This is a genomic window from Puniceibacterium antarcticum, assembly GCF_002760615.1.
Lineage (GTDB): Bacteria > Pseudomonadota > Alphaproteobacteria > Rhodobacterales > Rhodobacteraceae > Puniceibacterium > Puniceibacterium antarcticum.
In genome coordinates this window covers 92,584-115,353 of the sequence record NZ_AWWI01000182.1, presented here as the reverse complement: position 1 = coordinate 115,353, position 22,770 = coordinate 92,584, and the positions used below count along the sequence as shown (strand labels likewise).

At 63.5% G+C, this 22,770-nt stretch carries 22 protein-coding genes; 15 read left to right on the top strand and 7 right to left on the bottom strand.

Annotated elements, in window-relative coordinates:
• Positions 1–34 precede the first annotated feature (34 nt).
• Positions 35–463 (top strand): GlcG/HbpS family heme-binding protein, encoded by a 429-nt coding sequence (locus tag P775_RS26205; RefSeq protein WP_099913745.1) that lies wholly within the window; start codon positions 35–37, stop codon positions 461–463.
• A 67-nt stretch (positions 464–530) separates the two neighbouring features.
• The gene (locus P775_RS26200; RefSeq protein ID WP_099913744.1) at positions 531–1,307 is read left to right on the top strand and encodes a gamma-glutamyl-gamma-aminobutyrate hydrolase family protein; all 777 of its coding nucleotides are present in this window, start codon (positions 531–533) and stop codon (positions 1,305–1,307) included.
• 174 nt (positions 1,308–1,481) lie between these two features.
• Here the strand turns inward: P775_RS26200 and kynU are convergent, their stop codons facing one another.
• A complete protein-coding gene (gene kynU / locus P775_RS26195) occupies positions 1,482–2,675 on the bottom strand; it encodes a kynureninase (protein ID WP_099913743.1) in 1,194 nt (397 codons plus the stop codon).
• Positions 2,672–3,427 (bottom strand): SDR family NAD(P)-dependent oxidoreductase, encoded by a 756-nt coding sequence (locus tag P775_RS26190; protein WP_099913742.1) that lies wholly within the window; start codon positions 3,425–3,427, stop codon positions 2,672–2,674. Before P775_RS26190 ends, kynU begins: the two co-directional genes overlap by 4 nt.
• A 445-nt stretch (positions 3,428–3,872) precedes the next feature.
• Between P775_RS26190 and P775_RS26185 the strand changes: the two genes are divergently transcribed.
• From P775_RS26185 to P775_RS26175, 3 genes are all read left to right on the top strand, one after another.
• Complete coding sequence (locus P775_RS26185) at positions 3,873–5,447, top strand: Re/Si-specific NAD(P)(+) transhydrogenase subunit alpha (protein ID WP_099913830.1); 1,575 nt, start codon at positions 3,873–3,875, stop codon at positions 5,445–5,447.
• Positions 5,448–5,462: 15 nt separating this feature from the next.
• Entirely contained in the window at positions 5,463–6,896 is a 1,434-nt protein-coding gene (locus tag P775_RS26180) for an NAD(P)(+) transhydrogenase (Re/Si-specific) subunit beta (protein WP_099913741.1), read from the top strand.
• Positions 6,897–7,129: 233 nt separating this feature from the next.
• On the top strand, positions 7,130–8,428 hold the full coding sequence (locus P775_RS26175) for a DUF3422 family protein (protein ID WP_099913740.1): 1,299 nt from the start codon (positions 7,130–7,132) through the stop codon (positions 8,426–8,428).
• A 303-nt stretch (positions 8,429–8,731) separates the two neighbouring features.
• Here the strand turns inward: P775_RS26175 and P775_RS26170 are convergent, their stop codons facing one another.
• The 4 genes from P775_RS26170 to ccmI form a co-directional block, all read right to left on the bottom strand.
• On the bottom strand, positions 8,732–9,778 hold the full coding sequence (locus P775_RS26170; RefSeq protein ID WP_099913739.1) for a YeeE/YedE family protein: 1,047 nt from the start codon (positions 9,776–9,778) through the stop codon (positions 8,732–8,734).
• A gap of 220 nt (positions 9,779–9,998) precedes the next feature.
• A complete protein-coding gene (locus P775_RS26165) occupies positions 9,999–10,232 on the bottom strand; it encodes a DUF1289 domain-containing protein (protein ID WP_099913738.1) in 234 nt (77 codons plus the stop codon).
• Positions 10,229–10,720, bottom strand: a complete 492-nt coding sequence (gene ruvX, locus P775_RS26160) for a Holliday junction resolvase RuvX (RefSeq protein ID WP_099913737.1) — start codon at positions 10,718–10,720, stop codon at positions 10,229–10,231. Before ruvX ends, P775_RS26165 begins: the two co-directional genes overlap by 4 nt.
• Positions 10,721–10,823: 103 nt before the next feature.
• On the bottom strand, positions 10,824–12,077 hold the full coding sequence (gene ccmI, locus P775_RS26155) for a c-type cytochrome biogenesis protein CcmI (protein ID WP_099913736.1): 1,254 nt from the start codon (positions 12,075–12,077) through the stop codon (positions 10,824–10,826).
• Between the two features lie 186 nt (positions 12,078–12,263).
• On the opposite strand from ccmI, the gene P775_RS26150 reads away from it, so the two are divergent.
• From P775_RS26150 to rarD, 9 genes are all read left to right on the top strand, one after another.
• Entirely contained in the window at positions 12,264–13,511 is a 1,248-nt protein-coding gene (locus tag P775_RS26150) for a sarcosine oxidase subunit beta family protein (protein WP_099913735.1), read from the top strand.
• 100 nt (positions 13,512–13,611) lie between these two features.
• The gene (locus P775_RS26145; RefSeq protein WP_099913734.1) at positions 13,612–13,941 is read left to right on the top strand and encodes a sarcosine oxidase subunit delta; all 330 of its coding nucleotides are present in this window, start codon (positions 13,612–13,614) and stop codon (positions 13,939–13,941) included.
• A gap of 64 nt (positions 13,942–14,005) precedes the next feature.
• The gene (locus P775_RS26140; RefSeq protein WP_099913733.1) at positions 14,006–17,023 is read left to right on the top strand and encodes a sarcosine oxidase subunit alpha family protein; all 3,018 of its coding nucleotides are present in this window, start codon (positions 14,006–14,008) and stop codon (positions 17,021–17,023) included.
• Positions 17,016–17,582 carry a sarcosine oxidase subunit gamma gene (locus tag P775_RS26135; RefSeq protein WP_099913732.1) on the top strand — a complete coding sequence of 189 codons (567 nt, stop codon included), beginning with the start codon at positions 17,016–17,018 and terminating at the stop codon, positions 17,580–17,582. The genes P775_RS26140 and P775_RS26135 overlap by 8 nt, the downstream gene beginning before the upstream one ends.
• Before the next feature lie 145 nt (positions 17,583–17,727).
• Complete coding sequence (locus P775_RS26130) at positions 17,728–18,135, top strand: hypothetical protein (protein ID WP_143521008.1); 408 nt, start codon at positions 17,728–17,730, stop codon at positions 18,133–18,135.
• 92 nt (positions 18,136–18,227) lie between these two features.
• On the top strand, positions 18,228–18,836 hold the full coding sequence (locus tag P775_RS26125; RefSeq protein WP_099913730.1) for a superoxide dismutase: 609 nt from the start codon (positions 18,228–18,230) through the stop codon (positions 18,834–18,836).
• A 153-nt stretch (positions 18,837–18,989) separates the two neighbouring features.
• Positions 18,990–19,211 (top strand): hypothetical protein, encoded by a 222-nt coding sequence (locus P775_RS26120; protein WP_099913729.1) that lies wholly within the window; start codon positions 18,990–18,992, stop codon positions 19,209–19,211.
• Positions 19,211–19,666, top strand: coding sequence for a baeRF12 domain-containing protein (locus P775_RS26115; RefSeq protein WP_099913728.1), 456 nt, complete (start codon positions 19,211–19,213; stop codon positions 19,664–19,666). Before P775_RS26120 ends, P775_RS26115 begins: the two co-directional genes overlap by 1 nt.
• A gap of 191 nt (positions 19,667–19,857) precedes the next feature.
• Positions 19,858–20,772: an EamA family transporter RarD gene (rarD, locus tag P775_RS26110; RefSeq protein WP_099913727.1), complete on the top strand. Its 915-nt coding sequence runs from the start codon at positions 19,858–19,860 to the stop codon at positions 20,770–20,772.
• On the opposite strand, the gene P775_RS26105 is transcribed toward rarD, so the two are convergent.
• Positions 20,715–21,266 carry an LOG family protein gene (locus P775_RS26105; protein WP_099913726.1) on the bottom strand — a complete coding sequence of 184 codons (552 nt, stop codon included), beginning with the start codon at positions 21,264–21,266 and terminating at the stop codon, positions 20,715–20,717. The genes rarD and P775_RS26105 overlap by 58 nt on opposite strands.
• A 119-nt stretch (positions 21,267–21,385) precedes the next feature.
• Between P775_RS26105 and P775_RS26100 the strand changes: the two genes are divergently transcribed.
• Positions 21,386–22,741, top strand: coding sequence for a LysM peptidoglycan-binding domain-containing protein (locus tag P775_RS26100; RefSeq protein ID WP_099913725.1), 1,356 nt, complete (start codon positions 21,386–21,388; stop codon positions 22,739–22,741).
• Positions 22,742–22,770 lie beyond the last annotated feature (29 nt).

The following is a 22,770-nucleotide window of genomic DNA, read 5'->3' as shown; positions in this document are numbered from 1 at the left end:
ATTTGAAAAGAGAAGAAGCAGGGAAGACAAGAACATGGCAGGCATTTCGCTGAGACGGGCGCGAACGATCATCCGCAAGGCACTGGAGCATGGCAAGGCGGAGGGGATGAAGCCGCTGTCGGCGGTCGTTCTGGATGCGGGCGGGCATGTGATTGCCTTTGAACGCGAAGACGGGGCGAGCCCGGGGCGGTTTCAGATCGCGCAGGGCAAGGCCTATGGCTGTATCATGCTGGGCATCGCGGGCACAGCGCAGATGAAGCGGGCCGAGGCGCAGGCATATTTCATTGCCGCCGCAGGGGCGGCCTATGGCGGGCAGATGATCCCGGTGCCGGGTGGGGTTCTGGTGCGCGATGCCAAGGGCGCTGTGCTGGGGGCTGTGGGCGTCACCGGCGATTCGTCGGAAAATGATGCAGCTGCCGCGAAAGCGGGCATTGATGCCGTCGGATTGACCGCAGAAATCTGAGCTGCCCTTTTCCATTCCTTCACTCTGGCATATGTAACCTGCGTTGGACTTATCCAAAGAGGGCATCATGAGCCGTCCGATCATCGGCATTATCGGCAATCAGCATCTGTTGAACGACCAGTATCCGGCCCATGCCGGCGGGTCGATGAATTCGGAGGCGGTGGCCACAGTCGCGGATTGTGTGCCGCTGCTGATCCCCGCCGATCCGAGGTTCATGTCGGTCGCGGAATTGCTGGAGGCCTGCGACGGTTTTCTGCTGACCGGCGGGCGGCCCAATGTGCATCCTGAGGAGTACGGCGAAGAGGCGACAGAGGCGCATGGCGCGTTCGATCGCGCCCGCGATGCCATAGTGTTGCCGCTGGTGCGGGCCTGTGTTGAGCGTGGGCAGCCCTTTATGGGGATCTGTCGCGGGTTTCAGGAGGTCAACGTCGCGATGGGCGGATCGCTGTACCCCGAGATTCGCGATCTGCCCGGGAGGCTGAACCACAGGATGCCGCCGGACGGCACGCTGGAGGAAAAATTTGCCCTGCGCCATGTTGTGACCTTTACCGAAGGCGGGCCGTTTGCGCGGCTGATGGGCGCGCAGGAGGTCATGACCAACACGCTGCACGGGCAAGGGATCAAGCGGGCCGGGGCGCGGATCGTGGTGGATGGTTATGCCCCCGATGGCACGCCCGAAGCGGCCTATATCGAGGGGGCGGCTGGGTTCACCCTGTCGGTGCAGTGGCACCCGGAGTGGGACGCGGCGAATGATCCGGTGTCGCGGCCGCTGTTCGCCGCCTTTGGCGATGCGGCGCGGGATTGGGCTGTGGCAAAGACTCTGCCGGGGCGCAAATCGGCCTGAGCGGATTTCTCTGAACCATCTGGTTTTAAATAGAAAAAGGGGGCAGGTCCGGATCGTCGGACCTGCCCCCTTTTTTGTGCCTGCGCTGGGCATGGGAGGTGCTTGGTGCACCGCGCGCTGCGTTAGGGGAATGGTAACGCGGGCAGGGCTGCCCGCGCCAACCTCACTTTGGTGTCAGGTGACGGCCTTGCGTTCCAGGAACTCGGGCTTGTCCCAGAGCGCGCCGCGCAGGATGCGGGTGAGGATTTCAATCGCCTCGTCCACATCCTTGTCGGTGGTGTAGAGCGGCGTGAAGCCGAAGCGCATCACGTCGGGGGCGCGGAAATCGCCGATCACGCCTTCGGCGATCAGGGCCTGAATGACCGCATAGCCGTTGTCGAATTTGAACGAGACCTGAGAGCCGCGCACGTCGGCGTCGCGGGGCGAGCAGAGGGTGAGCTGCGGGCAGTTTTCTTCCACACCGGCGATGAAGCGTTCGCAAAGTTCGACGGAGCGCGCGCGGATGTCGGCCATGTCGACCTTGTCCCAGACGTCGAGCGATGCCTCAAGCGCGGTCATGGCCAGCACCGGCGGGGTGCCGACGCGCATGCGTTCGATGCCCTTGCCGGCATCATAGTCTTGTTCAAAGGCAAAGGGGCGGGCATGGCCCATCCAGCCGGCCAGCGCAGGTTGTGCGACCTCGGCATGGCGGGGGGCGACGTAGATGAAGGCCGGGGCGCCGGGGCCGCCGTTGAGGTATTTGTAGGTGCAGCCGACGGCGAAATCGGCGCCGGCCCCCGCCAGATCCACCGGGACGGCGCCGGCGGAATGCGCCAGATCCCAGACGGTGATCACGCCCATCTTATGCGCGCGGGCGGTCAGTTTCGCCATGTCGTGCTTGCGCCCCGTGGTATAGCCGACCTCGGTGATCAGGGTGACGGCGATTTCTTCTGTGATGGCATCCTCGATGTCTTCGGGGGCGACGATGCGCAGCTCAAGACCGTTGCCCAGAAGGTCGATCAGGCCTTCGGCGATGTAGAGATCCGAGGGGAAATTGCCGGAATCCGACAGGATCACCTTGCGGTTGGGGTTGAGCCTGAGCGCGGCGGCGAGGGCCTGAAACACCTTGATCGACAGGGTGTCGCCCATGACCACATGGCCCGGCTCGGCGCCGATCAGACGGGCGATGCGATCCCCGACGCGAGTCGGCTGCGCCATCCAGCCCGAGGCGTTCCAGCCGGTGATGAGCTGTTCGCCCCATTGGCGCTCCATCATCTCCACCACGCGGGCGGGGGCCATTTTTGGCAGGGGTCCCAAGGAGTTACCGTCAAGGTAGATCATGCCCTGCGGGATGTGGAATTGGTCTCTGGTCCAGTTGAAATCGGTCACATTTCACCTCCTGCGATCTGGATCGCCTGTCCGTTGACGCTGCCTGAATGCTCGGCACAGAGCCAGAGTGCGGCCTCGGCCACCTCTTGCGGGGCGATCAGGCGGCCATGCGGGTTGGCACCATCGACGATGGCGTGGGCTTCGGCTTCGGACATGCCGGTGCGGGTCATGATACGCTCGATATTCTGGGGCACGATGTCCGTGTCCACATAGGCCGGGCACAGTGCGTTGAAGGTATAGGGTTTGCCCAGATAGTCTGCTGCGAGCCCTTTGATCAAGCCGATCAGCCCGTGTTTGGACGCAGAATAGCACGGCGCGCCCTTGAGCCCCTTGACCCCCGCGATGGAGGAGACGGCAATCACGCGGCCCCAGTCGGTTTCGCGCATCGACAGCAGGGATTCGCGGATGGTGAGGAAGGCGCCGTCGAGGTTGGTCGCCATCATGGTGCGCCAGAAGTTAAGATCGGTCTTGTGCAGCGCGCGACCTTCGGCGATGCCGGCGTTGGGCACACAGATCTGCACCGGGCCGCGGGCCTGAACGGCGGTGGCGATGCCGTCGACCACCGATTTTTCGTCCATCACGTCAATGACTTGCGTATAAAGCCCCTTGGTTTGTGCGGCGTCTTCCAGTTTTGATTTGCGCCGACCGGTGATGGTGACCTGTGCGCCCTCAGCCGCCAGAGCGCGCGCGATGGCCAGGCCGATGCCCGTCCCGCCGCCCGTTACAAGTGCATGTTTCCCCGCGATATTCATCCGTATCCTCCCTTGATCCGGGGCAGGTTAACGCAGACTGTGGCGGGGACAAGCGGTGCTGGAACGGGGCGGCTGGAGCGGATATGGAAGGCGTATGGAAACCGTATGGTTTGCGTATGGCTGACGGGCAGGGCGTTCGGCGCGTGCGGGTGCGACCCAGCGTCGCGCAGATCCGGTGAACCGTGCGGATCAAGCGGGTTTTGACACCGACAAAGGGATCGGGTTGTAGCGTTTCCTTTCGGAAACAGGTGAAATTAAAAGCAAGGATGTTGCGAGGGCTGACGCCTATGCGCAACATACGTATGGGTGGCTTTAACTTTGCGACAGTCTATGGTCTACAACCGCAAGAAAGCTTGTCTGAGCTAGGTCAGCACGGTAGACCCATCATGGAATGGGCTGCCGCTGCTTGAATGGGCATCGTCTGACGCAAGAGGGGACAGAAGACGTGAAAATTGGAACGCCAAAGGAAGTGTTCGAGGGCGAGGCACGGGTTGCCATGACGCCGGACTCGGCACGCATGCTCCAGAAACTGGGTTATGATTGTGCCATCGAAACCGGGGCCGGTGTGGCTGCTGGGTTCACCGACGAGGCTTATGCCAACGCCGGGGTCGAGATCTTCAACACGGCTGCAGGCCTGTGGAAAGAGGCGGATGTGGTCGCCAAGGTGCGCCCGCCGACCGATACGGAAATCAAGCGGCTGAGCGACGGCAAATTGCTGATCTCGTTCTTCTGGCCCGCCCAGAATGGCGAGCTGATGGAGGCCGCGGCCAAAAAGGGCGCGTCGGTCATCGCCATGGACATGGTGCCGCGCATTTCGCGCGCCCAGAAGATGGATGCACTGTCGTCGATGGCCAATATCGCGGGTTACCGCGCGGTGATCGAGGCGGGCAACAACTTTGGCCGCTTCTTCACCGGGCAGATCACGGCGGCGGGCAAGGTGCCCCCGGCCAAGGTTCTGGTGGTGGGTGCCGGTGTGGCAGGACTTGCCGCGATTGGCACGTCCACGTCGCTGGGCGCGATCACCTATGCCTTTGACGTGCGCCCCGAAGTGGCCGAGCAGGTCGAATCGATGGGCGCCGAGTTTGTCTTCCTCGATTTCGAGGAAGCGGCGAAGGATGGGGCTGAATCGGGCGGTTATGCGTCTGTATCAAGCCCCGAGTTCACCGCAGCCCAGCTGAAGAAATTCCGCGAGATTGCGCCGGATATCGACATCGTCATCACCACGGCGCTGATCCCCAACCGCGAGGCGCCCGAGCTTTGGACCAAGGATATGGTCGAGAGCATGAAGCCCGGGTCGGTGATCATCGACCTTGCCGCCGAAAAGGGTGGCAACTGCAAGCTGACGGTGATGGATCAGAAGATTGTCACCGACAATGGCGTGACGATCATCGGCTATACCGACTTCCCCAGCCGGATGGCGACGCAGGCGTCCACGCTGTATGCGACCAACATCCGCCACATGATGACGGACCTTACCCCCGGCAAGGATGGTGTGGTCAATCACAACATGGAGGATGATGTGATCCGGGGTGCGACGATCACGCATGCCAAAGAGGTCACATTCCCGCCGCCGCCGCCCAAGGTAAAGGCGATCGCTGCACAAAAGCCCAAGGAAAAGGTCAAGGAAAAGACCCCCGCGGAGAAGCGGGCCGAAGAGGTTGCTGCGTTCAAGGCGCAGACGAAATCTCAGGTCACGTTGCTGGCTGTTGGTGGCGCGCTGGTGCTGTTCGCGGGTCTGTTTGCCCCGGCGAGCTTTATGCAGCACCTGATCGTGTTCGTGCTGTCTGTGTTCATCGGCTTCCAGGTGATCTGGGGGGTGGCGCACAGCCTGCACACGCCGCTTATGGCGGTGACCAATGCGATCTCGTCGATCATCATTCTGGGCGCGCTCATGCAGATCGGATCGGGCTCTGGCCTTGTGATTCTGCTGGCGGCGCTGTCGGTCTTTATGGCGGGCATCAATATTTTCGGCGGCTTCCTCGTGACACGGCGCATGCTCGCCATGTTCCAGAAGTCGTAAAGCGGGGTAAGAGCAATGGAATTCGGATTTACAACGGCGGCCTATGTGGTCGCGGCGGTGCTCTTCATCCTCTCGCTCGGGGGGTTGTCGGGCCAGGAAAGCGCGAAACGTGCCGTGTGGTACGGCATCACCGGCATGGCGCTGGCGGTGTTTGCAACGATTGTCGGACCTGGCGCAGGTCTGTGGCCTGCCTCGCTGATCCTGATCATCCTGGGTGGCGCGGTCGGCTATCAGCTGGCGACCAAGGTCCAGATGACTCAGATGCCCGAACTGGTGGCAGCGATGCACAGCCTTGTCGGTCTGGCGGCGGTCTTTGTGGGCTTTATCGCGCATATCGAACTGGGCCGGGTTCTGGCGATGGATCCCGTTCAGCGTGAGGCGCTGCATGGCTTTGCGGCACTTCTGGCCCACAAGGAACCGGTCGAACTGGCCATCCTGCGGGTCGAGCTGTTTCTGGGTGTCTTCATCGGCGCCGTGACCTTTACCGGGTCGGTCATTGCCTATGGAAAACTGGCGGGCAAAGTGTCGTCGGCGGCGACCAAGCTGCCGGGTGGTCATCTGCTGAACATCACCGCAGCGGCGCTGTCGCTGATCTGTCTGGTCTGGTATTTTAACACCGGTGGCCTGCTGCCGCTGATGCTGATGACGCTGGCGGCGCTGTTCATCGGCTATCACCTGATCATGGGCATCGGCGGGGCGGATATGCCCGTCGTTGTGTCGATGCTGAACAGCTATTCCGGCTGGGCGGCTGCAGCGATTGGTTTCTCGCTTGGCAACGATCTGCTGATCGTTGTGGGCGCGCTGGTCGGATCGTCCGGTGCGATCCTGAGCTACATCATGTGCAAGGCGATGAACCGGTCGTTTGTGTCGGTCATTCTGGGTGGCTTTGGCGGCCCGGCGGGTGAGCAGATGGCGGTTGAGGGCGAACAGATCGCCATCGACGCCGAAGGTGTGGCAAGCGCGCTGGAAGAGGCGGATTCGGTCATCATCATCCCGGGCTATGGCATGGCCGTGGCACAGGCGCAGCAGAACGTGGCCGAGCTGACCAAGCGTCTGCGCGCCAAGGGCAAGACTGTGCGTTTCGCCATCCACCCGGTGGCGGGCCGTCTGCCCGGGCACATGAACGTGCTGCTGGCCGAGGCCAAGGTGCCCTACGACATCGTTCTGGAAATGGACGAGATCAACGAGGACTTCCCGACAACGGATGTTGCCATCGTGATCGGGTCGAACGACATCGTGAACCCCGCAGCCCAGGACGATCCCAACAGCCCCATTGCCGGGATGCCGGTTCTGGAATGCTGGAAGGCCAAGCAGGTCTTCGTGTCCAAGCGCGGGCAGGGGACCGGCTATTCGGGGATCGAGAACCCGCTGTTCTTCAAAGAAAATACGCGGATGTTCTATGGCGATGCGAAAAAGTCGCTGGAAGAGCTGCTGGCCAAGATATCTTAAACGCTCGAGGTCAGGACAGGTTTGAAAAGCCCCGCCCGAAACGGCGGGGCTTTTTGCATTCGGGCACGTGGTGTGCCGACCCCGTCCGCCGGGCGGTGCCGCAGGTTTGCCCGCGACGGGGCGGTATGCGGTTGCGTACCGCCAAACCCATGAAACACAAGAGACTTTTTCTTTACAAGCGGCAGGGCCGGGGATACGCCAGAGCCATTCCCAGCGGACTGAGTGGACTGCCCATGCCCCCGATCCAAGATCACCCCCTGCGGTTTCAGCTGGCCAATGAACTGCACGCCCGCCCGTTCCCCGCGCTCAAGGCGCCGTGCCGGGCGGTGTTTCTGGCCATCAAGAAATCGCATCAGGCAGCGTCGCGGGACAAGGCGCTGGACCTCAGGCACCTGACCGATCTGCTGGACCGCTACGGCACTGCCCATCCCCAGCCGGGTGCGACGCATTTTTCCGACCGCATCGGTCAGCATGTGCTGAAATGGGAACAGCATACGGAATTTGTGACTTATACGGTGTTCCTGAGCGGGCTGTCCTCAAGGGTGTTCGACCCTGCGGATTTCGAGGTCTTTCCCGATGAATGGCTGGCCAAAGCGCCAGGTGTGCGCATCACCTCGGCGCTGATCCGGGTCTGCGAACGCGACAGGGATGATGATATCAGCGCCATGGTCGATGACTGGTTCGTGCCCGAAAGCCTGGCCGTCAGTTCGGTGATTGACGATCAGGCGGTGATGGCGGGGGATTTCCGCATCGACCCCGCCGGGCATCTGCGCTTTGCCGTCTTTCCGCGCCCCCATGTGGGCGAACGGCGGATCGGACGGATCGTCCAGCGCCTGTGCGAGATCGAGACCTACAAGACGATGTCGATGCTGGGCTTTTCGCGGGTGCGCGAACTGGCGCCGCGGATGAGCGAGATTGACACTGAACTCTCCAAACTGATGGTCGCGATGACTGAAGGCACCGGCCCGGCAGAGGATACGCTGAAATCCCTGCTTTCCGTCTCGGCCGAGCTGGAGGCACTGTCAGCCCAGGCATCGTTCCGCTTTGGCGCGACCGGGGCTTATGAGGCGATTGTCGGCCAGCGCATCCAGGTCCTCCGCGAGGCGCGCTGGCACGGGCGGCAGACATTCGCGGAATTCATGATGCGCCGGTATGATCCTGCCATGCGCACGGTGAAATCCAGCGAGCAGCGGCTGGAAAGCATGGCGAACCGGGCAATGCGCGCCGGCGATCTGCTGCGCACCCGGGTCGAGGTCGAACGCTCGGCCCAGAACCAGCAGCTGCTCGAAGGCATGAACGAGCGCGCCGAGATGCAGCTGCGCCTGCAGCGCACGGTCGAGGGGCTGTCGGTGGTGGCGATCAGCTATTACGCGGTGTCGCTATCGTCTTATCTGCTTTACCCGCTGGCCGAGGTGGTGGCTCTGTCGAAAGGCCTGCTGACGGCGCTGGTGACCCTACCGGTGGTACTGACAGTCTGGCTGATGATCCGCCGTATCCATCACAAGATTGAAAAGCAGGACCCTGACATGTGAGTTGCGCGCCTGATGGGCGCGCCGGAGTGAGGGGCCAGCCCCTCACACTCCCCGGGATATTTGGGGGCAGATGAAACAGGGAAAGATTCTGTTAACAAAGATTTGCTTATCTGAGGGCACGGTACAGGCGGGGACGCCGATGACCGTGGCAGGTGAAGCGCGGCTTCATCTACGGCCCGTGGCGATTGCTGCGGGCCATTTTGTGCAGAACTCCCGGTTTCATCTGCCCTTAAATATCCCGGGGAGGCCGCGCTTGCGCGGTCGGGGCAGAGCCCCATGCGACCTTTGCCGTTATACGATGCGTTAAGGTCGCAGGCGCGGCGCCGCAGCAGGCTGTCCAAGGGCGGCATTCATGCCCAGAGCGCCTGCGGTGATTGAGGCCAGCGCCAGCAGGGCGGCGAGTGAGAGGGTGGGGATGCCGGACAGCCCCGCGCCCACGGTGCAGCCGCCGGCGAGCACGCCGCCGAGTCCCATCATGACGGCTCCGGCAGCGTAGCGGCCGGTTTCGCGCGGGGTCGAGAAGGCCTGCCAGCGAAAGCTGCGGAAGATCATCGATGCGATCCAAGCCCCCAGCAGGGTACCGCCGATCAGGCCGACGCCGAAGCCTGCGGGGATCGAGGTCGAGGCCACGGTCCAGAACAGCGTGTCGGCATAGGAAGAGGTGAAGGAGAGCGATTCCATCGCGATCGGGTCAAAGTCATCATACAGCACAAATCCCGTTCCGACCCAGGCCAGCGGCACCAGCGCGCCGAGCAGGGCGGCGAGCACCAGCGTGCCGGGGCGGTTGCGTGAGGTGAGGGCGATGCCAAGCGCCACCAGCGCCAGCAGGGCGGTCCAGAGCAACGCGCCACCGGGCAGGGCGGCGAGAGAGATCGCGTCCCCCATGTTCAGGGTCACGGCACCGAGGGTGGTGCGGACGGGGGCGAGGATGCCCTTGAGCGTGGCATGGGCGGTGACGGCAAAGACTAGCAGCACGAAGAGGCCGCGCAGGTTGCCGCCAGCGGTCAGCACGGTCAGCCGCGAGACGCAGCCGCGTGTCAGCACCATGCCCGCGCCGAACAGCAGGCCACCGATGGTGATGGCGAGAATGGGCATGTCCTGTGCCATGAAGCGGTGGGCGGAAAAGTCGATCCAGCCCTGAAATACCGCAAATTGTGTGCCGAGAATGGCTACGGCAAGCGCAGTCATCCACACGCCCATGGCCTGTTTGCGATCCTCACCCACAAGGCTGCGGCGAAAACAGAATTTGGTGCGCTCGGCGAGAATGCCGAAGGCGGCGCCCAGCATCAGGGCAAGGAGGACAGCCGCCTGATGGGCGGTCAGGGTGTCGAACCCTAGGTCTTCGAACATGGCGGATCCCTGCTGCGTTGTGTCTTTCCTGTGATGCAGAGAGGGGCGCCGGGATGCAAGCCTTGAGGTGTGCGTTCGAGTGCTTTGGTGCGCAACGCCTTCCAAAAGGCAGCGCGGTGCGGAACGCATGTCACTGCAGGCCATAGCTGCTTGGCTGTTCGCGGTCTGCAGGCCGGGGTCGCGCGGGGCCTTGGGTCTTATTTCGCCCCGGCGTTTGGGTTCAGCTGCGGTTCAGCCGTGCAGCGCGCCCGCCCCGGTGTTTGGTGATCTGGCCCTGACGGGCGGGCAGATCTGCCATGACGCTGCGGCGGCCTTCGGGGGGCATTTTCGACCAGCGGGTGATTTCGTCGATCGAGCGCAGGCAGCCGGTGCAGAGGCGGGAGTCGGGATCTATCACGCAGATCTTGATGCAAGGGCTTTCGACTTCGTTGCGGGTCCAGATCTCGTCAGTCATGTTTCAGCACCTGTTTGCTGCCGGCGGATATGGCCCATGCGGTCCAGAACGCCCTGAAGGATGTAGGAGGCGGCGACGTGGTCGATCACCTCGGCGCGGCGCTTGCGCGAGGTGTCCGCTTCGAGCAGGGCGCGGGTTGCGGCGACGGTGGAGAGGCGTTCATCCCAATAGGTGATCGGCCCGGGCCAGAGCCGTTCGAAATTGCGTGCGAAAGCGCGCGTCGACTGGCAGCGGGTGCCTTCAGATCCGTCCATGTTGCGCGGCAGACCCAGCACGATGCCGGCCACGTCGCGCCCGGCGATGATGTCCTGCAGGCGGGCTGCGTCCAGCGTGAATTTCTTGCGCCGGATGGTTTCAAGCGGGGTTGCGACCGAGAGCATCCCGTCGGAGGTGGCAACGCCGATGGTCTTTTCGCCAAGGTCGAGGCCAAGGATGGGCCTGCCGCGGGGCAGCAGGGGGGCGAAGTCGTCGATGGCTTCCACGATCATGGGCGGTCTGCCTTTGTGCCGCGTGGCAGGGGGGCGCCGCCCCCCGTCCTGCGGACTCCCCCCGGGATATTTTGAGACAGGTGAAGTCTGGGCGTGGGCGCGATCATTGGGCGATCCCGGCGTTGGTGGCACCTTCGCGCACGATCTTCAGCGCCTCTTCATTGCCGTCGAAGACCTGTTTGGCATTGTCCCAGATCGCAATGGCCTGTGCCTGATTGTTCAGCACGCCATAGGCGGCGATCAGACGGGCCCATTCCTGCGGTGTGCCGCCTTCGGTGGCGAGCCGGTCGGAGAGGCGTGCGACCATGCCCTGGATCATCTGTGTGCGCTGTTCTGGCGTCATGTCGCCGGCGGATTGCATGTCCTGCTGGCTGGGGCCAGGCAGCGGTGTGGCCGTTTGCGGCAGGGGCAGGGCGGTTTCGGGCAGGCGGTAGCCGGTGACGCCGGCGCGCAGGGCCATCTCCTCGATCTGGCCGGTGATCGGCGGAACCCAAGGGTCAGTGGCGCTGCTTTCGCGCAGAAGGTTGTCCCAGAGGCGGAAGGCTGCATCGGGGCGCCCGGTCTGGGCCAGCATCAGCCCGCCATAGTAGCGCGCAACGCCGTTCTGCGGATCGCGCGACATGGCGGCGTCCAGCGCGGCTTCGGCCTGAGGGGAGACATAGCCGCCTGCCGCCAGCACCATCATGTCGGCAAGGTCAGCGTAATCCTTGGCGGTGGCCGTATCACCCTTGAGTCGCAGGATCTGTTCCTGCGCCTTGTAGGCATTGACAAAATTGCCAAGCGCCGCCTCGCTGCGGGCGAGCAGGACATGGCCCTGCAGATCGTCGGGGCGTTCGGCCACGGCGCCGCGCAGCCGGGTCACCAGTTCGGCATATTCGGCCGGGGCATCGGGGGGCGTGGTGTCTGGGACCTGCACTTCAGCCTCTTGCTGGCTTGGGCGGTTTTCGCGCGCCTGGTCGGCGGCGGCAATCCGGTCCTTCAGGCCAAGGTCCCCATAGCCGGGCGCACCGAGCCGGGAGTAAAGCCAGTAGCCCCCCCCAAGCAGCGATGCGGCGATGAGCACGGCGGCCACGATCGCGACGCCGCGTGGCTGGGCCACATCCCCGGTGTCGCCCCGCACGCTGGCATCCGCGCTCAGCAGGCGGCGGGACACTTCGGCGCGCAGACGATCTGCATCTTCGGCGCTGATTGTGCCACGGGCGAGGTCGCGTTCGACCTCGCGCAGCTGGTCGCGGTAGACGCGCATGTCAAATGCCTGCACCGGGCCGGTGTCGCGCCGCCCGCGCAGCAGCGCCGTCAGCAAGAGGGCGGTCATCGCAAGCGCCAGCGCGGCGCAGAGGCTCCAGAAAAGTGTCATGCGGTCTCCTCAACCGTAATCGATCTGAGGGATACCTAATCTGTGGGCGCGCGCGACAAAAGGGCAAATACCCGACATCGTGACGCATGTCGCAACTGTGCGATGTTGTGACGGTTGCAGCCGTGGGCAAAGACGTGCACCGGTCCACATATCGCCAAAGCTCCCCGTGGATCAGAATCGAGTGCCATGAAACGCTATTCCACCTTTGCCATCGCCCGAGAGGCGCTTCGCCACCACACCGGATGGGAGCGCGCCTGGCGCAAGGCCACGCCCAAGAAGAAATACGACGTGGTGATCGTCGGCGCGGGGGGGCATGGTCTTGCCACGGCTTATTACCTTGGCAAAAATCACGGGATCCGCAATGTCGCGATCCTGGAAAAAGGCTGGCTGGGCGGTGGCAACACCGGGCGCAACACGACGATCATCCGCTCGAACTATCTTCAGGATCCGTCGGCGGCGATCTATGAAAAGGCGCGTTCGCTGTACGAGACGATGAGTCAGGACCTGAACTACAACGTCATGTTTTCCCCCCGGGGTCTGCTGATGCTGGCCCAGACCCATCACGAGGTGCGCGGCTATGAGCGCACGGCCCATGCCAATGCGCTGCAGGGGGTCGACACGCAGTTCATCGGGCCACAAAAGGTCAAGGAGCTGTGCCCGATCATCCGTCTGGACGGGCCGCGCTATCCGGTGCTGGGCGCGCTCTATCAGGCGCGCGGCGGCACGGCGCGCCATGATGCGGTGGCCTGGGGCTATGCGCGGGCCTGTTCCGACATGGGCATGGACATCATCCAGCAATGCGAGGTGACGGGCGTGCGCTCTGACGGCGGGAAGGTGCGCGGGGTCAGTACGACGCTGGGCGAGATCGATTGTGACAAGCTTGGCATCGTCGTTGCGGGCCATTCCGGGGTGCTGGCCGAGATGGCCGGGTTCCGCCTGCCGATCGAATCGGTCGCGTTGCAGGCGCTGGTGTCTGAGCCGATCAAGCCCGCGATGGATGTGGTGATCATGGCAAATACGGTGCATGGCTACATGTCGCAATCCGACAAGGGTGAGATGGTCATCGGCGGCGGCACGGACGGCTACAACAACTACACCCAGCGCGGATCTTTCCAGCATATCGAGGAAACTGTGCGCTCGCTGATCGAGACCTTTCCGATGTTGTCGCGGCTCAAGATGCTGCGCCAGTGGGGCGGGATCGTCGATGTGACCGGCGACCGTTCGCCCATCCTGTCGAAAACCCCGCTGGGCAATTGTTTCATCAACTGCGGCTGGGGCACGGGCGGCTTCAAGGCGATCCCCGGTTCCGGCTGGGCCACGGCCGAGATGATCGCCCAAGGCGAGCCCGGCCCGCTGGCCGCCGCCTTTGGGCTGGAACGGTTCCGCGAGGGGCGGTTCATTGATGAATCCGTGGCGGCGGGGGTGGCGCATTGAGGGTGCCTTCCGTCCAAAATCTTTCAGAAAGATTTTGCCAAGAGTTTTCAGAAAACTCTTGGTCCCAGCCCCAAATCTCCGCGCAAAGGGATCCGATGTCATGCTAATCCTCACCTGCCCCTATTGCGGCGTCAAAGCCGAGGAAACCGAACTGCACGGCGGAGGAGAGGCGCATCTGACGCGCTTTGGCCCCGAGAGTTCCGACGAAGCCTTTGAGGGCTATCTGTTCCAGCGCGAAAACCCCAAGGGCGTGCATTTCGAACGCTGGCGCCACGCCCAGGGTTGCGGCAAGTGGTTCCATGCCGCGCGCTGCACTGTCACGCTCGAAGTGTTCGGCACCTACAGCGCGCAGACCTCTGAGCCGCCGCAGAACATTCGCGATGCCATCAGCGCAAAGCGCCCCGGCTGGACATGGCGGAGCTTCGCATGATCCGTCTTGTCTTTGCCAGATACGCAAAACCCCAACTTCCCCCCAAGTGCAGAGGTCTGAAGACATGAGCACCCGTCTTGCCACCGGCGGCCGCCTGACCGACCGCTCCAAACAGGTGAAGTTCCAGTTCAACGGCCAGCATATGCGCGGCGTTGCGGGGGATACTTTGGCCTCGGCCCTGCTGGCCAATGGTCAGCTGATGATGGGGCGCAGTTTCAAATACCACCGCCCGCGTGGTCCCGTCGCCAGTGGCGCGGAAGAACCCAATGCCCTGGTCAATCTGGGCAAGGGCGCGCGGTTCGAACCCAACCAGCGCGCCACCACGACCGAACTCTTCGACGGGTTGACCGCGAGCAGCCAGAACCACTGGCCCAGCCTGCAGTTCGACATCGGCGGCATCAACACCCATCTCAGCCGCGTTCTGCCCGCCGGGTTCTACTACAAGATGTTCATCCATCCGCGCCCGTTGTGGAAGCATGTCTATGAACCCTTCATCCGCCGCTCTGCCGGCCTTGGTGCGGCACCGGATGCGGAAACGGTGGACGGCGACACCTACGAACATTTCTACGCCTTCACCGATGTGCTGGTCTTGGGCGGCGGCGTTGCCGGTCTGCAGGCCGCGCTGACGGCGGCGAGCTCGGGCGCGCAGGTGCTGCTGCTGGAACAGAACGCCCATTGGGGCGGTCGCACGCCGGTTGATGGCGGCGAGATTGACGGCAAGCCTGCCGCGGTCTGGATCAGCGACACGGTTCAGGCGCTTGAGGCGATGGAAAACGTCACCCTGCGTCTGCGCACCATGGGCGCGGGCGTCTATGACCACGGCTATGTGCTGGGCTATGAACGCCTGACCGATCACGCGCCCGAAACGCCGGGACCGCGTCACCGGCTGTGGCGCATCCGCGCGCAGCAGATCGTGACCGCGACCGGGGCCATCGAACGCCCGCTCAGCTTTGCGGGCAATGATGTGCCAGGGGTTTTGCTGGCCTCGGCCGTGCGCGATTACGTGGTGAACTATGGCGTGTCGATCGGGGATCGCACCGTTGTGGTCACCAACAACGATGATGCCTATCGCACCGCGATCTGCCTGCACGAACACGGGCTGACCGTGCCCGCGATCATCGACGCGCGCCAGAATGGCGGCGGCGCGCTGATGGCGCAGGCCGAGGCGCTGGGGATCAAGGTGCTGAAGGGCCGCGCGATTGCCAAGGTCAAAGGCAGCCGCAAGGTCACCGGCGTTGCGATCTGTGCGCAGGCGGGTGAGGGCGGCGTGCTGGATGTCATCCCCTGCGATGCGGTGGCGATGTCCGGCGGCTGGTCGCCGGTGGTGCACCTGTGGTCCCATTGTGGCGGCAAGCTGACCTGGGACGACACAAACGTCTTTTTCCGTCCGGACCTTGCCAAGGCGCCGACCAGCCATGACGGCGCGCCTTTTGTCATCCCGGCGGGGGCGGCCAACGGCCATATGCATCTTGGCGCAACGCTGACCGATGCCACAACGGCGGGGTCCTCTGCCGCCAGTGCCGCCGGGCACCAGCCCAGAAGCACCGTCCTGCCCAAGGCTGTGGCCGAGGCGGAAGCGGCGATCATGGCGGTCTGGCTGATGCCGCAGGGTGCCACTGTCGCGTTGCGTTCCAAGGCCTGGCTTGATTTCCAGAACGATGTGAAAGTGTCCGATATCCAGCTTGCCGCGCAAGAGGGCTATGAATCGGTCGAACATGCCAAGCGCTATACCACGCTGGGCATGGCGACGGATCAGGGAAAGCTGAGCAACATCAACGGCCTGGCGACGCTTTCTGCAGCGTTGGGTGAAGCGATCCCAGCGGTTGGCACAACCACCTTCCGCCCGCCCTATACGCCGATTTCCATGGGATCTATCGCGGGTCAGGCGCGGGGCGAGATTTTCCAGCCCGTGCGCCAGACCCCGCTGCACTCCTGGCACGAGGCGCATGACGTCAACTGGGAACCTGTGGGCCAGTGGCGCCGCCCCTACAGCTTTGTGCGCGCGGGTGAGACTGTCGAACAGTCTGTGCACCGCGAGGTGACGGCGACCCGTGACAGTCTTGGTCTGCTCGACGCTTCAACCTTGGGCAAGATCATCGTGAAGGGTCCGGATGCGGGCAAATTCCTTGACATGCTTTACACCAACATGATGTCGACCCTGCCGGTGGGCAAATGCCGTTATGGGCTGATGTGCACCGAAAACGGATTCCTCATGGATGACGGCGTTGTGGCGCGGATGTCCGACGACACCTGGCTGTGCCACACCACCACCGGCGGGGCCGAACGGATCCATGCCCATATGGAGGAATGGCTGCAGACCGAATGGTGGGATTACAAGGTCTGGTGCGCGAATGTCACCGAACATTATGCCCAGATCGCGGTCGTCGGCCCCAATGCGCGCAAGCTGCTGGAAAAGCTTGGCGGGATGGATGTCAGCCGCGAAACGCTGCCTTTCATGCAATGGGTCGAGGGTACGCTGGGTGGTTTCCCGGTGCGGATCTTCCGCATCTCTTTTTCCGGTGAGCTGAGCTATGAAATCGCCGTTCCAGCCTCGCAGGGCCTCGCCCTGTGGAGCAGGCTGCACGCGGACGGCGCCGAATGGAATGCGACGCCCTATGGCACAGAGGCGCTGCATATCATGCGGGCCGAAAAGGGGTTCATCATGATCGGTGATGAAACCGATGGCACGGTGATCCCGCAGGATCTGGGCCTGTCCTTGGCCATTTCGAAGAAAAAGGCCGACTACCTTGGCAAACGAGCCCATGCCCGCAGCCACATGACAGACCCGGCCCGCTGGCAGCTGGTGGGTCTTGAAACGGTGGATGGCTCGGTTCTGCAGGATGGCGCTCTGGCGGTTGCTGCGGGCAAGAACCTGAACCAGCAGCGCCACACGCAGGGGCGCGTCACCTCGACCTATCATTCGCCGACGCTGAACAAGGGCATCGCCATGGGGCTGGTGCTGAACGGGCCGGATCGCATGGGGGAGGTGCTGGACTTCACCAAACTTGACGGCACCACCGTCAAGGCAACGATTGTCAGCCCGGTGTTCTTTGACCCGGAAGGGGAGAAACAGAATGTCTGAACCCGTGAGTGCGCTGAACCGCGCCACCTTTGACGGTCTGGCCCATGTTCAAGAGGCTGGCCTGCAGGGCATGATCACCCTGCGCGGCACTGTCTTGGACGAGGGGTTTGCAAAGGCGGTCAGCGATGTGACCGGCCTGGCCCTGCCGGGACAACGCGGCGTCGTGTCGGGCGGCGACAGCACCCTTGTCTGGATGTCCCCGGACGAGCTGCTGCTGCTGTGCCCGCATGGTGACACAAGCGACAGGGTGGCAAAGCTGACCGCCGCGCTGGGGGACACCCATGCGCTGGTGGTGGATGTGTCCGATGCACGGGCAATCTTTACGCTGAGCGGGCCGCAGCTGCGCGAGGTGGTTGCCAAGCTCGCCCCGGTGGATATGTCGCCAGCGGCATTCCAGCCCGGTACCGTGCGCCGCACCCGGTTTGCACAGGTCGCGGCAGCGGTCTGGCTGAGCGATGCAGAGACGGCGCAGATCATCTGCTTCCGTTCAGTCGCGCCTTATATGTTCGCGCTGCTGTGCAACGCGGCGACGCCGGGCACGGCGGTTGGGATCTTCTGATCCGCCCAATCCAAACGCAGCCGCGGCGCAGGGCGTAAAGAAAATCCAGCCTGCGCCCGGCGTGGCTGTTCACTGCCCGCGGATCTCCTTAAGGTTGCCCAAAGCCGCCCTTGCGGCCCGCAGCCGCGTTCACCAGGAGACTTTCTTGCTCAGAGGTATCATTCTAGCGTTCTGCCTGTGCAGCGCGCCCATGGCAGAGGCCGCACAGATCTACATCTGCAGACTCACGGAAACCGGCAACAGCGGCTGGATTCCTGAAGTTCTGTTCGTGGGGCGTGAAGACGGCGCTGAGACTGTGACCGTGTCTGACCCGCTGATCCTGTATTATAACGACGGTGCCCCGCTACAAGGAAAGGTTGCGGCGGATAACGCAAAGCGGACCACATTCGTCTGGACCTTCGCGATGACGACCACGGGGGGGCAGTATGTGGGCAAGTTCCAATACACCGCGACCTACCTCAAGGGCGCGAAGAAAATGCTGCTGTCCGCGATCCCGATCGGCTATGCAAACCAGTTCAACGGCGCGGGAACATGTAACGTCGAGACGCGTTGATCCCATGACAGGGCTATACCTCGGACTTGACGTCCGTGCCGCAAGGCATCAGGTAACGGTCAGCGATTTTCATAACCGAGAGGGGTCACACCATGGCTTTCGAACTTCCGAATCTTCCCTATGCACATGACGCGCTTGCCAGCAAAGGCATGTCCAAGGAAACGCTCGAATTTCACCATGACATCCACCACAAGGCCTATGTCGACAACGGCTCCAAGCTGATTGCCGGGACCGAGTGGGAAGACAAGTCGGTCGAAGAGATCGTAAAAGGCACCTATGACGCGGGCGCCGTCGCACAGTCGGGCATCTTCAACAACGCCTCGCAGCACTGGAACCACACCCAGTTCTGGGAAATGATGGGCCCGGGTTCGAACGCCCTGCCGTCCGAGCTGGAAAGCCGTCTGGCAGAGGCCTTTGGGTCGGTCGAAAAGTTCAAGGAAAACTTTGCAGCCGCCGGCGGCGGTCAGTTCGGGTCGGGCTGGGCATGGCTGGTTGTCGACACCGATGGCACGCTGAAAATCACCAAAACGGAAAACGGCGTGAACCCGCTGTGCTTCGGTCAGACCACGCTGCTGGGCTGCGATGTGTGGGAACATTCCTATTACATCGACTTCCGCAACAAGCGTCCCGCCTACCTCACGAACTTCCTCGACAACCTCGTGAACTGGGAAAACGTGGCAGAGCGCCTGTCCAAGGCCTGAGGCCTGACTGGACCGTAAAATCTGCGCCGACATATGTTGACGCCCGAACGCCCCGTAGGATTTGCGGGGCGTTTTGCGTTTCTTCTCATAGCTTTCGGAACACCCGGCGCGGCCCTTGCGTTGATTTGATACAACGTCAAAAGGAGGCATCCCATGGCAGAGCGTCACAGATCCAGCGATGGCAGAAGCGAAACCAGTGCAATACTGGGGAACGCAGCGCCACAGACCGCAGGCCAGCAGAGGCGCGCCGGAGGAGAGCTGCAGCGCAAGGTCGCCACCCGCGACGACGGCAAGCGGTATGACGAAACCTCGTCCGGGGCGACGCGGCCCCTGAACCAAGACAAGACCGACAGCGGCGACAAGGAGAAGGTCTGATGGGTATTCTGACCAGAGGCACCTGGGTTCTGGTGGCTGACAGCGAAAAGGCGCTGTTGCTGCGCAATGATCTTGATGACATGAACCCGGATCTGAACGTGGTGCGCATCGAACAGCAGGAAAATCCGTCAGACCGCGCACAATCCGCAAACCGGCCCGGCCGCGTGGCTGATGGCGGCCCCGGGCAGCGCTCTGCGCTGGAGGATACCGACTGGCACGAACTGGCCAAGGAACGGTTTGCTGATGACCTGGCTGATCTGCTGTACAAGCAGGCCCACAAGGGCGCGTTCGAGCGCATCGTTCTGGTCGCCTCCCCCAACATTCTGGGGGACCTGCGCGGCAAGCTGCACAGCGAGGTGAGGTCGCGCGTGGTGGCTGAGGTGAACAAGACCCTGACCAATCATCCGATCGACAAGATCGAAACGCTGCTGCGCGACACGCTGGCAGCGGGTTGAGCCGACCACAGGTTTGCGCGCCCAGACAAACGGTCTCTGCCCAAGTTCCTGCCCGGTGCCAGAAGAGGGCGCCGGGCAGGAACGTCTGAAATTCCGGCAACTCCGACCGCGCTGACGGCAAACAGCGGTGATCGCCTTGATGCCCCTTCCTGCGCAGACTAGACAGCGCCCAACGGACAAGGGGAAAGATCATGCAATCTGCACGCGCCGGGGTGCTTGCCATGGTGGCTTGCTGCACCATCTGGGGCCTGTCCCCGCTGTATTACAAACTCCTGTCCCATGTGCCGCCGCTTGAGGTGCTTTCGCATCGCACGCTGTGGTCGGCGGCATTCTTTACCCTTGTCCTGCTGTTTCAGGGCAAGATCACCCGGCTGCGCGCTGCGCTGGGATCAGTGCAAAGCATCGCGATTCTTGGCTTTGCGGCGCTGGCAATTTCGTCCAACTGGTTCCTGTTCATCTTTTCGGTGACCAACAACCATGCGACCGAAGCGTCGCTTGGCTATTACATCTATCCGCTGGTGGCAGTGCTGCTGGGGGTTGTGGCTTTTGGCGAACGGCTGGGGCAGCTGCAGAAACTGGCGGTGGGACTTGCCACGCTTGCGGTGCTGATCCTGTCCGTCGCAGCAGGGGTGACGCCGTGGATTTCGCTGCTGATCGCGCTGTCCTTTGGCCTTTACAGTCTGGCCAAGAAACGCCTGACCGTCGGCCCGATCGTGTCCGTCACCGCCGAGGTGCTGCTGTTGTCACCGCTGGCGCTGGGCTGGCTCTGGCACATGCACGCGGGGGTGGGCGGCGCCTTTGGCACCGACATCGGCACCTCTGCGCTGCTGATGCTGTCGGGGCCGCTGACCGGCGTGCCGCTGATCCTGTTTTCCTTTGCCACCCAGCGCGTGACCATGTCGACCATCGGGCTGGTGCAATACCTCAACCCGACGCTGCAATTCCTGCTGGCCGTGCTGCTGTTCGGCGAACCCTTCGGGCTGGTGGATGCGGTGGCTTTCGGGCTGATCTGGACGGCGCTGGGCCTTTATTCCACCGCCGCCCTGCGTCAGGAAAACGCCCGGCGCAAGGCGGCCAGAACGGCATCGGCCGACGCTTCGCTCTGAACAAAGCCCAGCAGGCTCTCATCGGCAAAGCCCTGCTGGACCACGTGATCCAGCAGGCCCTGCAACGGGTCCCAGTAGCCTGCGACATTCATCAGCAGGATCGGCTTGGCATGCAGGCCCAGCTGGCGCCAGGTCAGCACCTCAAAGAATTCATCCAGCGATCCTGCACCACCTGGCATCACCACGATGGCATCGGCATTCATAAGCATCACCTTCTTGCGCTCATGCATCGTCTCGGTGACGATAAAGCGGGTGAGGTCGGTCTTGCCCACCTCCCATTTCAGCAGATGTTCGGGGATCACGCCAAAGGTGTCGGCCCCGGCGGCCTGTGCGGCGCGTGCCACCACCCCCATCAGCCCCACATCCCCGGCGCCGTACACCAGACGCCAACCTTCTTGTGCGATACCCCGACCCAGGGCGGTGGCCTGTTCGGCAAAGGCGGGATCGGCGCCGGAACGGCTGCCACAGTAGACACAGATGGATTTCATGGACATGATTGGGATCCTGACCGGATTTGACATTTTGAGTGGTCATATCGTGCTTGATATCGACGCTCAACTGCGCAGGGTGTCATGAGACATGATGAGACGGGTAAAAGGGAGCAGATGACGGGATGGCAAGTTTGCAGGGGGCAGGCGGCATCGCCTTGGGGGCAGGTGCGGCGCTGGCCGTGGTTCTGGCGGGGCTTGTCTTTTCGGGGCGCCTGACAGTGCGACAGGACGGTCCGACGCCGCCCGCACCGGTGGCGCAAACTGGTGCGGTCGCGGTGCAGGCCGACCCCGCTGCCGCGCAGGCCGACCCTGCGGCCGCTGCCACGCCCGCGCCAGCGTCAGATTCCGTGCCAGTATCAGACCCCGTACCAGCACCGGCGGTGCAGGCGCAGCAATTGCCGGCGGATCCGACCCTGCCCAGCTTTGACCTCGTGCGGGTGCAACTTGATGGCGAAACCCTTGTGGCCGGGGCTGCGGCCCCGGGGGCAGAGGTCGAACTGCGCATCGACGGCGTGCTGGCCGATACGGCGCGGGCCGATGCCTCGGGGCGGTTCGTGAGCTTTCTGAGCCTGCCGCCCAGCGACCGGCCCCGGAGCCTGAGCCTGCATGCTGAGGGCGACGCGGGCAGCCGCGATGCGCTGGAACAGGTGATCCTAGCCCCAACGCCCGAACGGGCGCTGTTCGGGGACGGGGCCGCGCCGCAGATCGCGCTGTCTCAGGACAACTTGTCCGAAACCGCGCCGCCACAGTTGAGCGTGGATGCGCCGCCGGGTCCGGCCTCTTCCGGCTCCGCGCCGGAAGTGACGAGCGTCGCCGCCCCCGATCCGGCGCAGGCATCCCTTACCCTTGCCGGGGAAACCCAGAGCCCGGCCTTGGCCTCTGGTGCGGGCAGCGGTCTGTCCACAGCGCCAGCGCCCTCTGATCCGGCGCGGACCCCGGCGGTGATCCTGTCGAACCGGGACGGTGTCGATCTGCTCCAGCCTCCCGGTGACCCGGCAGCCCCCCCGGGCGTGCAAAACCAGGTCGCGTTGGATGCGATCACTTATGAGGCGGATGGCGCGGTGGTTCTGAGCGGTCGCGGCACGGGGGAGGAGGCGGTGCGCCTCTACCTCGACAACCGCCCGGTCAGCGGCGGGCCCATCGGTGCTGACGGCCGCTGGCGCCTGACGCTGCAGGATGTGGACAGCGGCACCTACCAGCTGCGTATCGATCAGATGGATACTGCCGGCGGCGTGACCTCGCGCGTGGAAAGCCCGTTCCTGCGCGAAACGGCAGATGCGCTGGCCGCCGCCGCCGCACAGGCCGGATCCGCGCCGGTGCGGGTCCTGACCGTGCAGCCGGGCAACACGCTCTGGGCCATCGCACGCGACCGATATGGCGAAGGCACCGCCTATCTGCGCGTCTTCGAGGCGAACCGGGAATCGATCCGCAATCCCGATCTTATCTATCCGGGGCAGGTGTTCAGCATCCCGGACTGAATGCGGGAGGGCAGGGAGCAGGGGGCGCT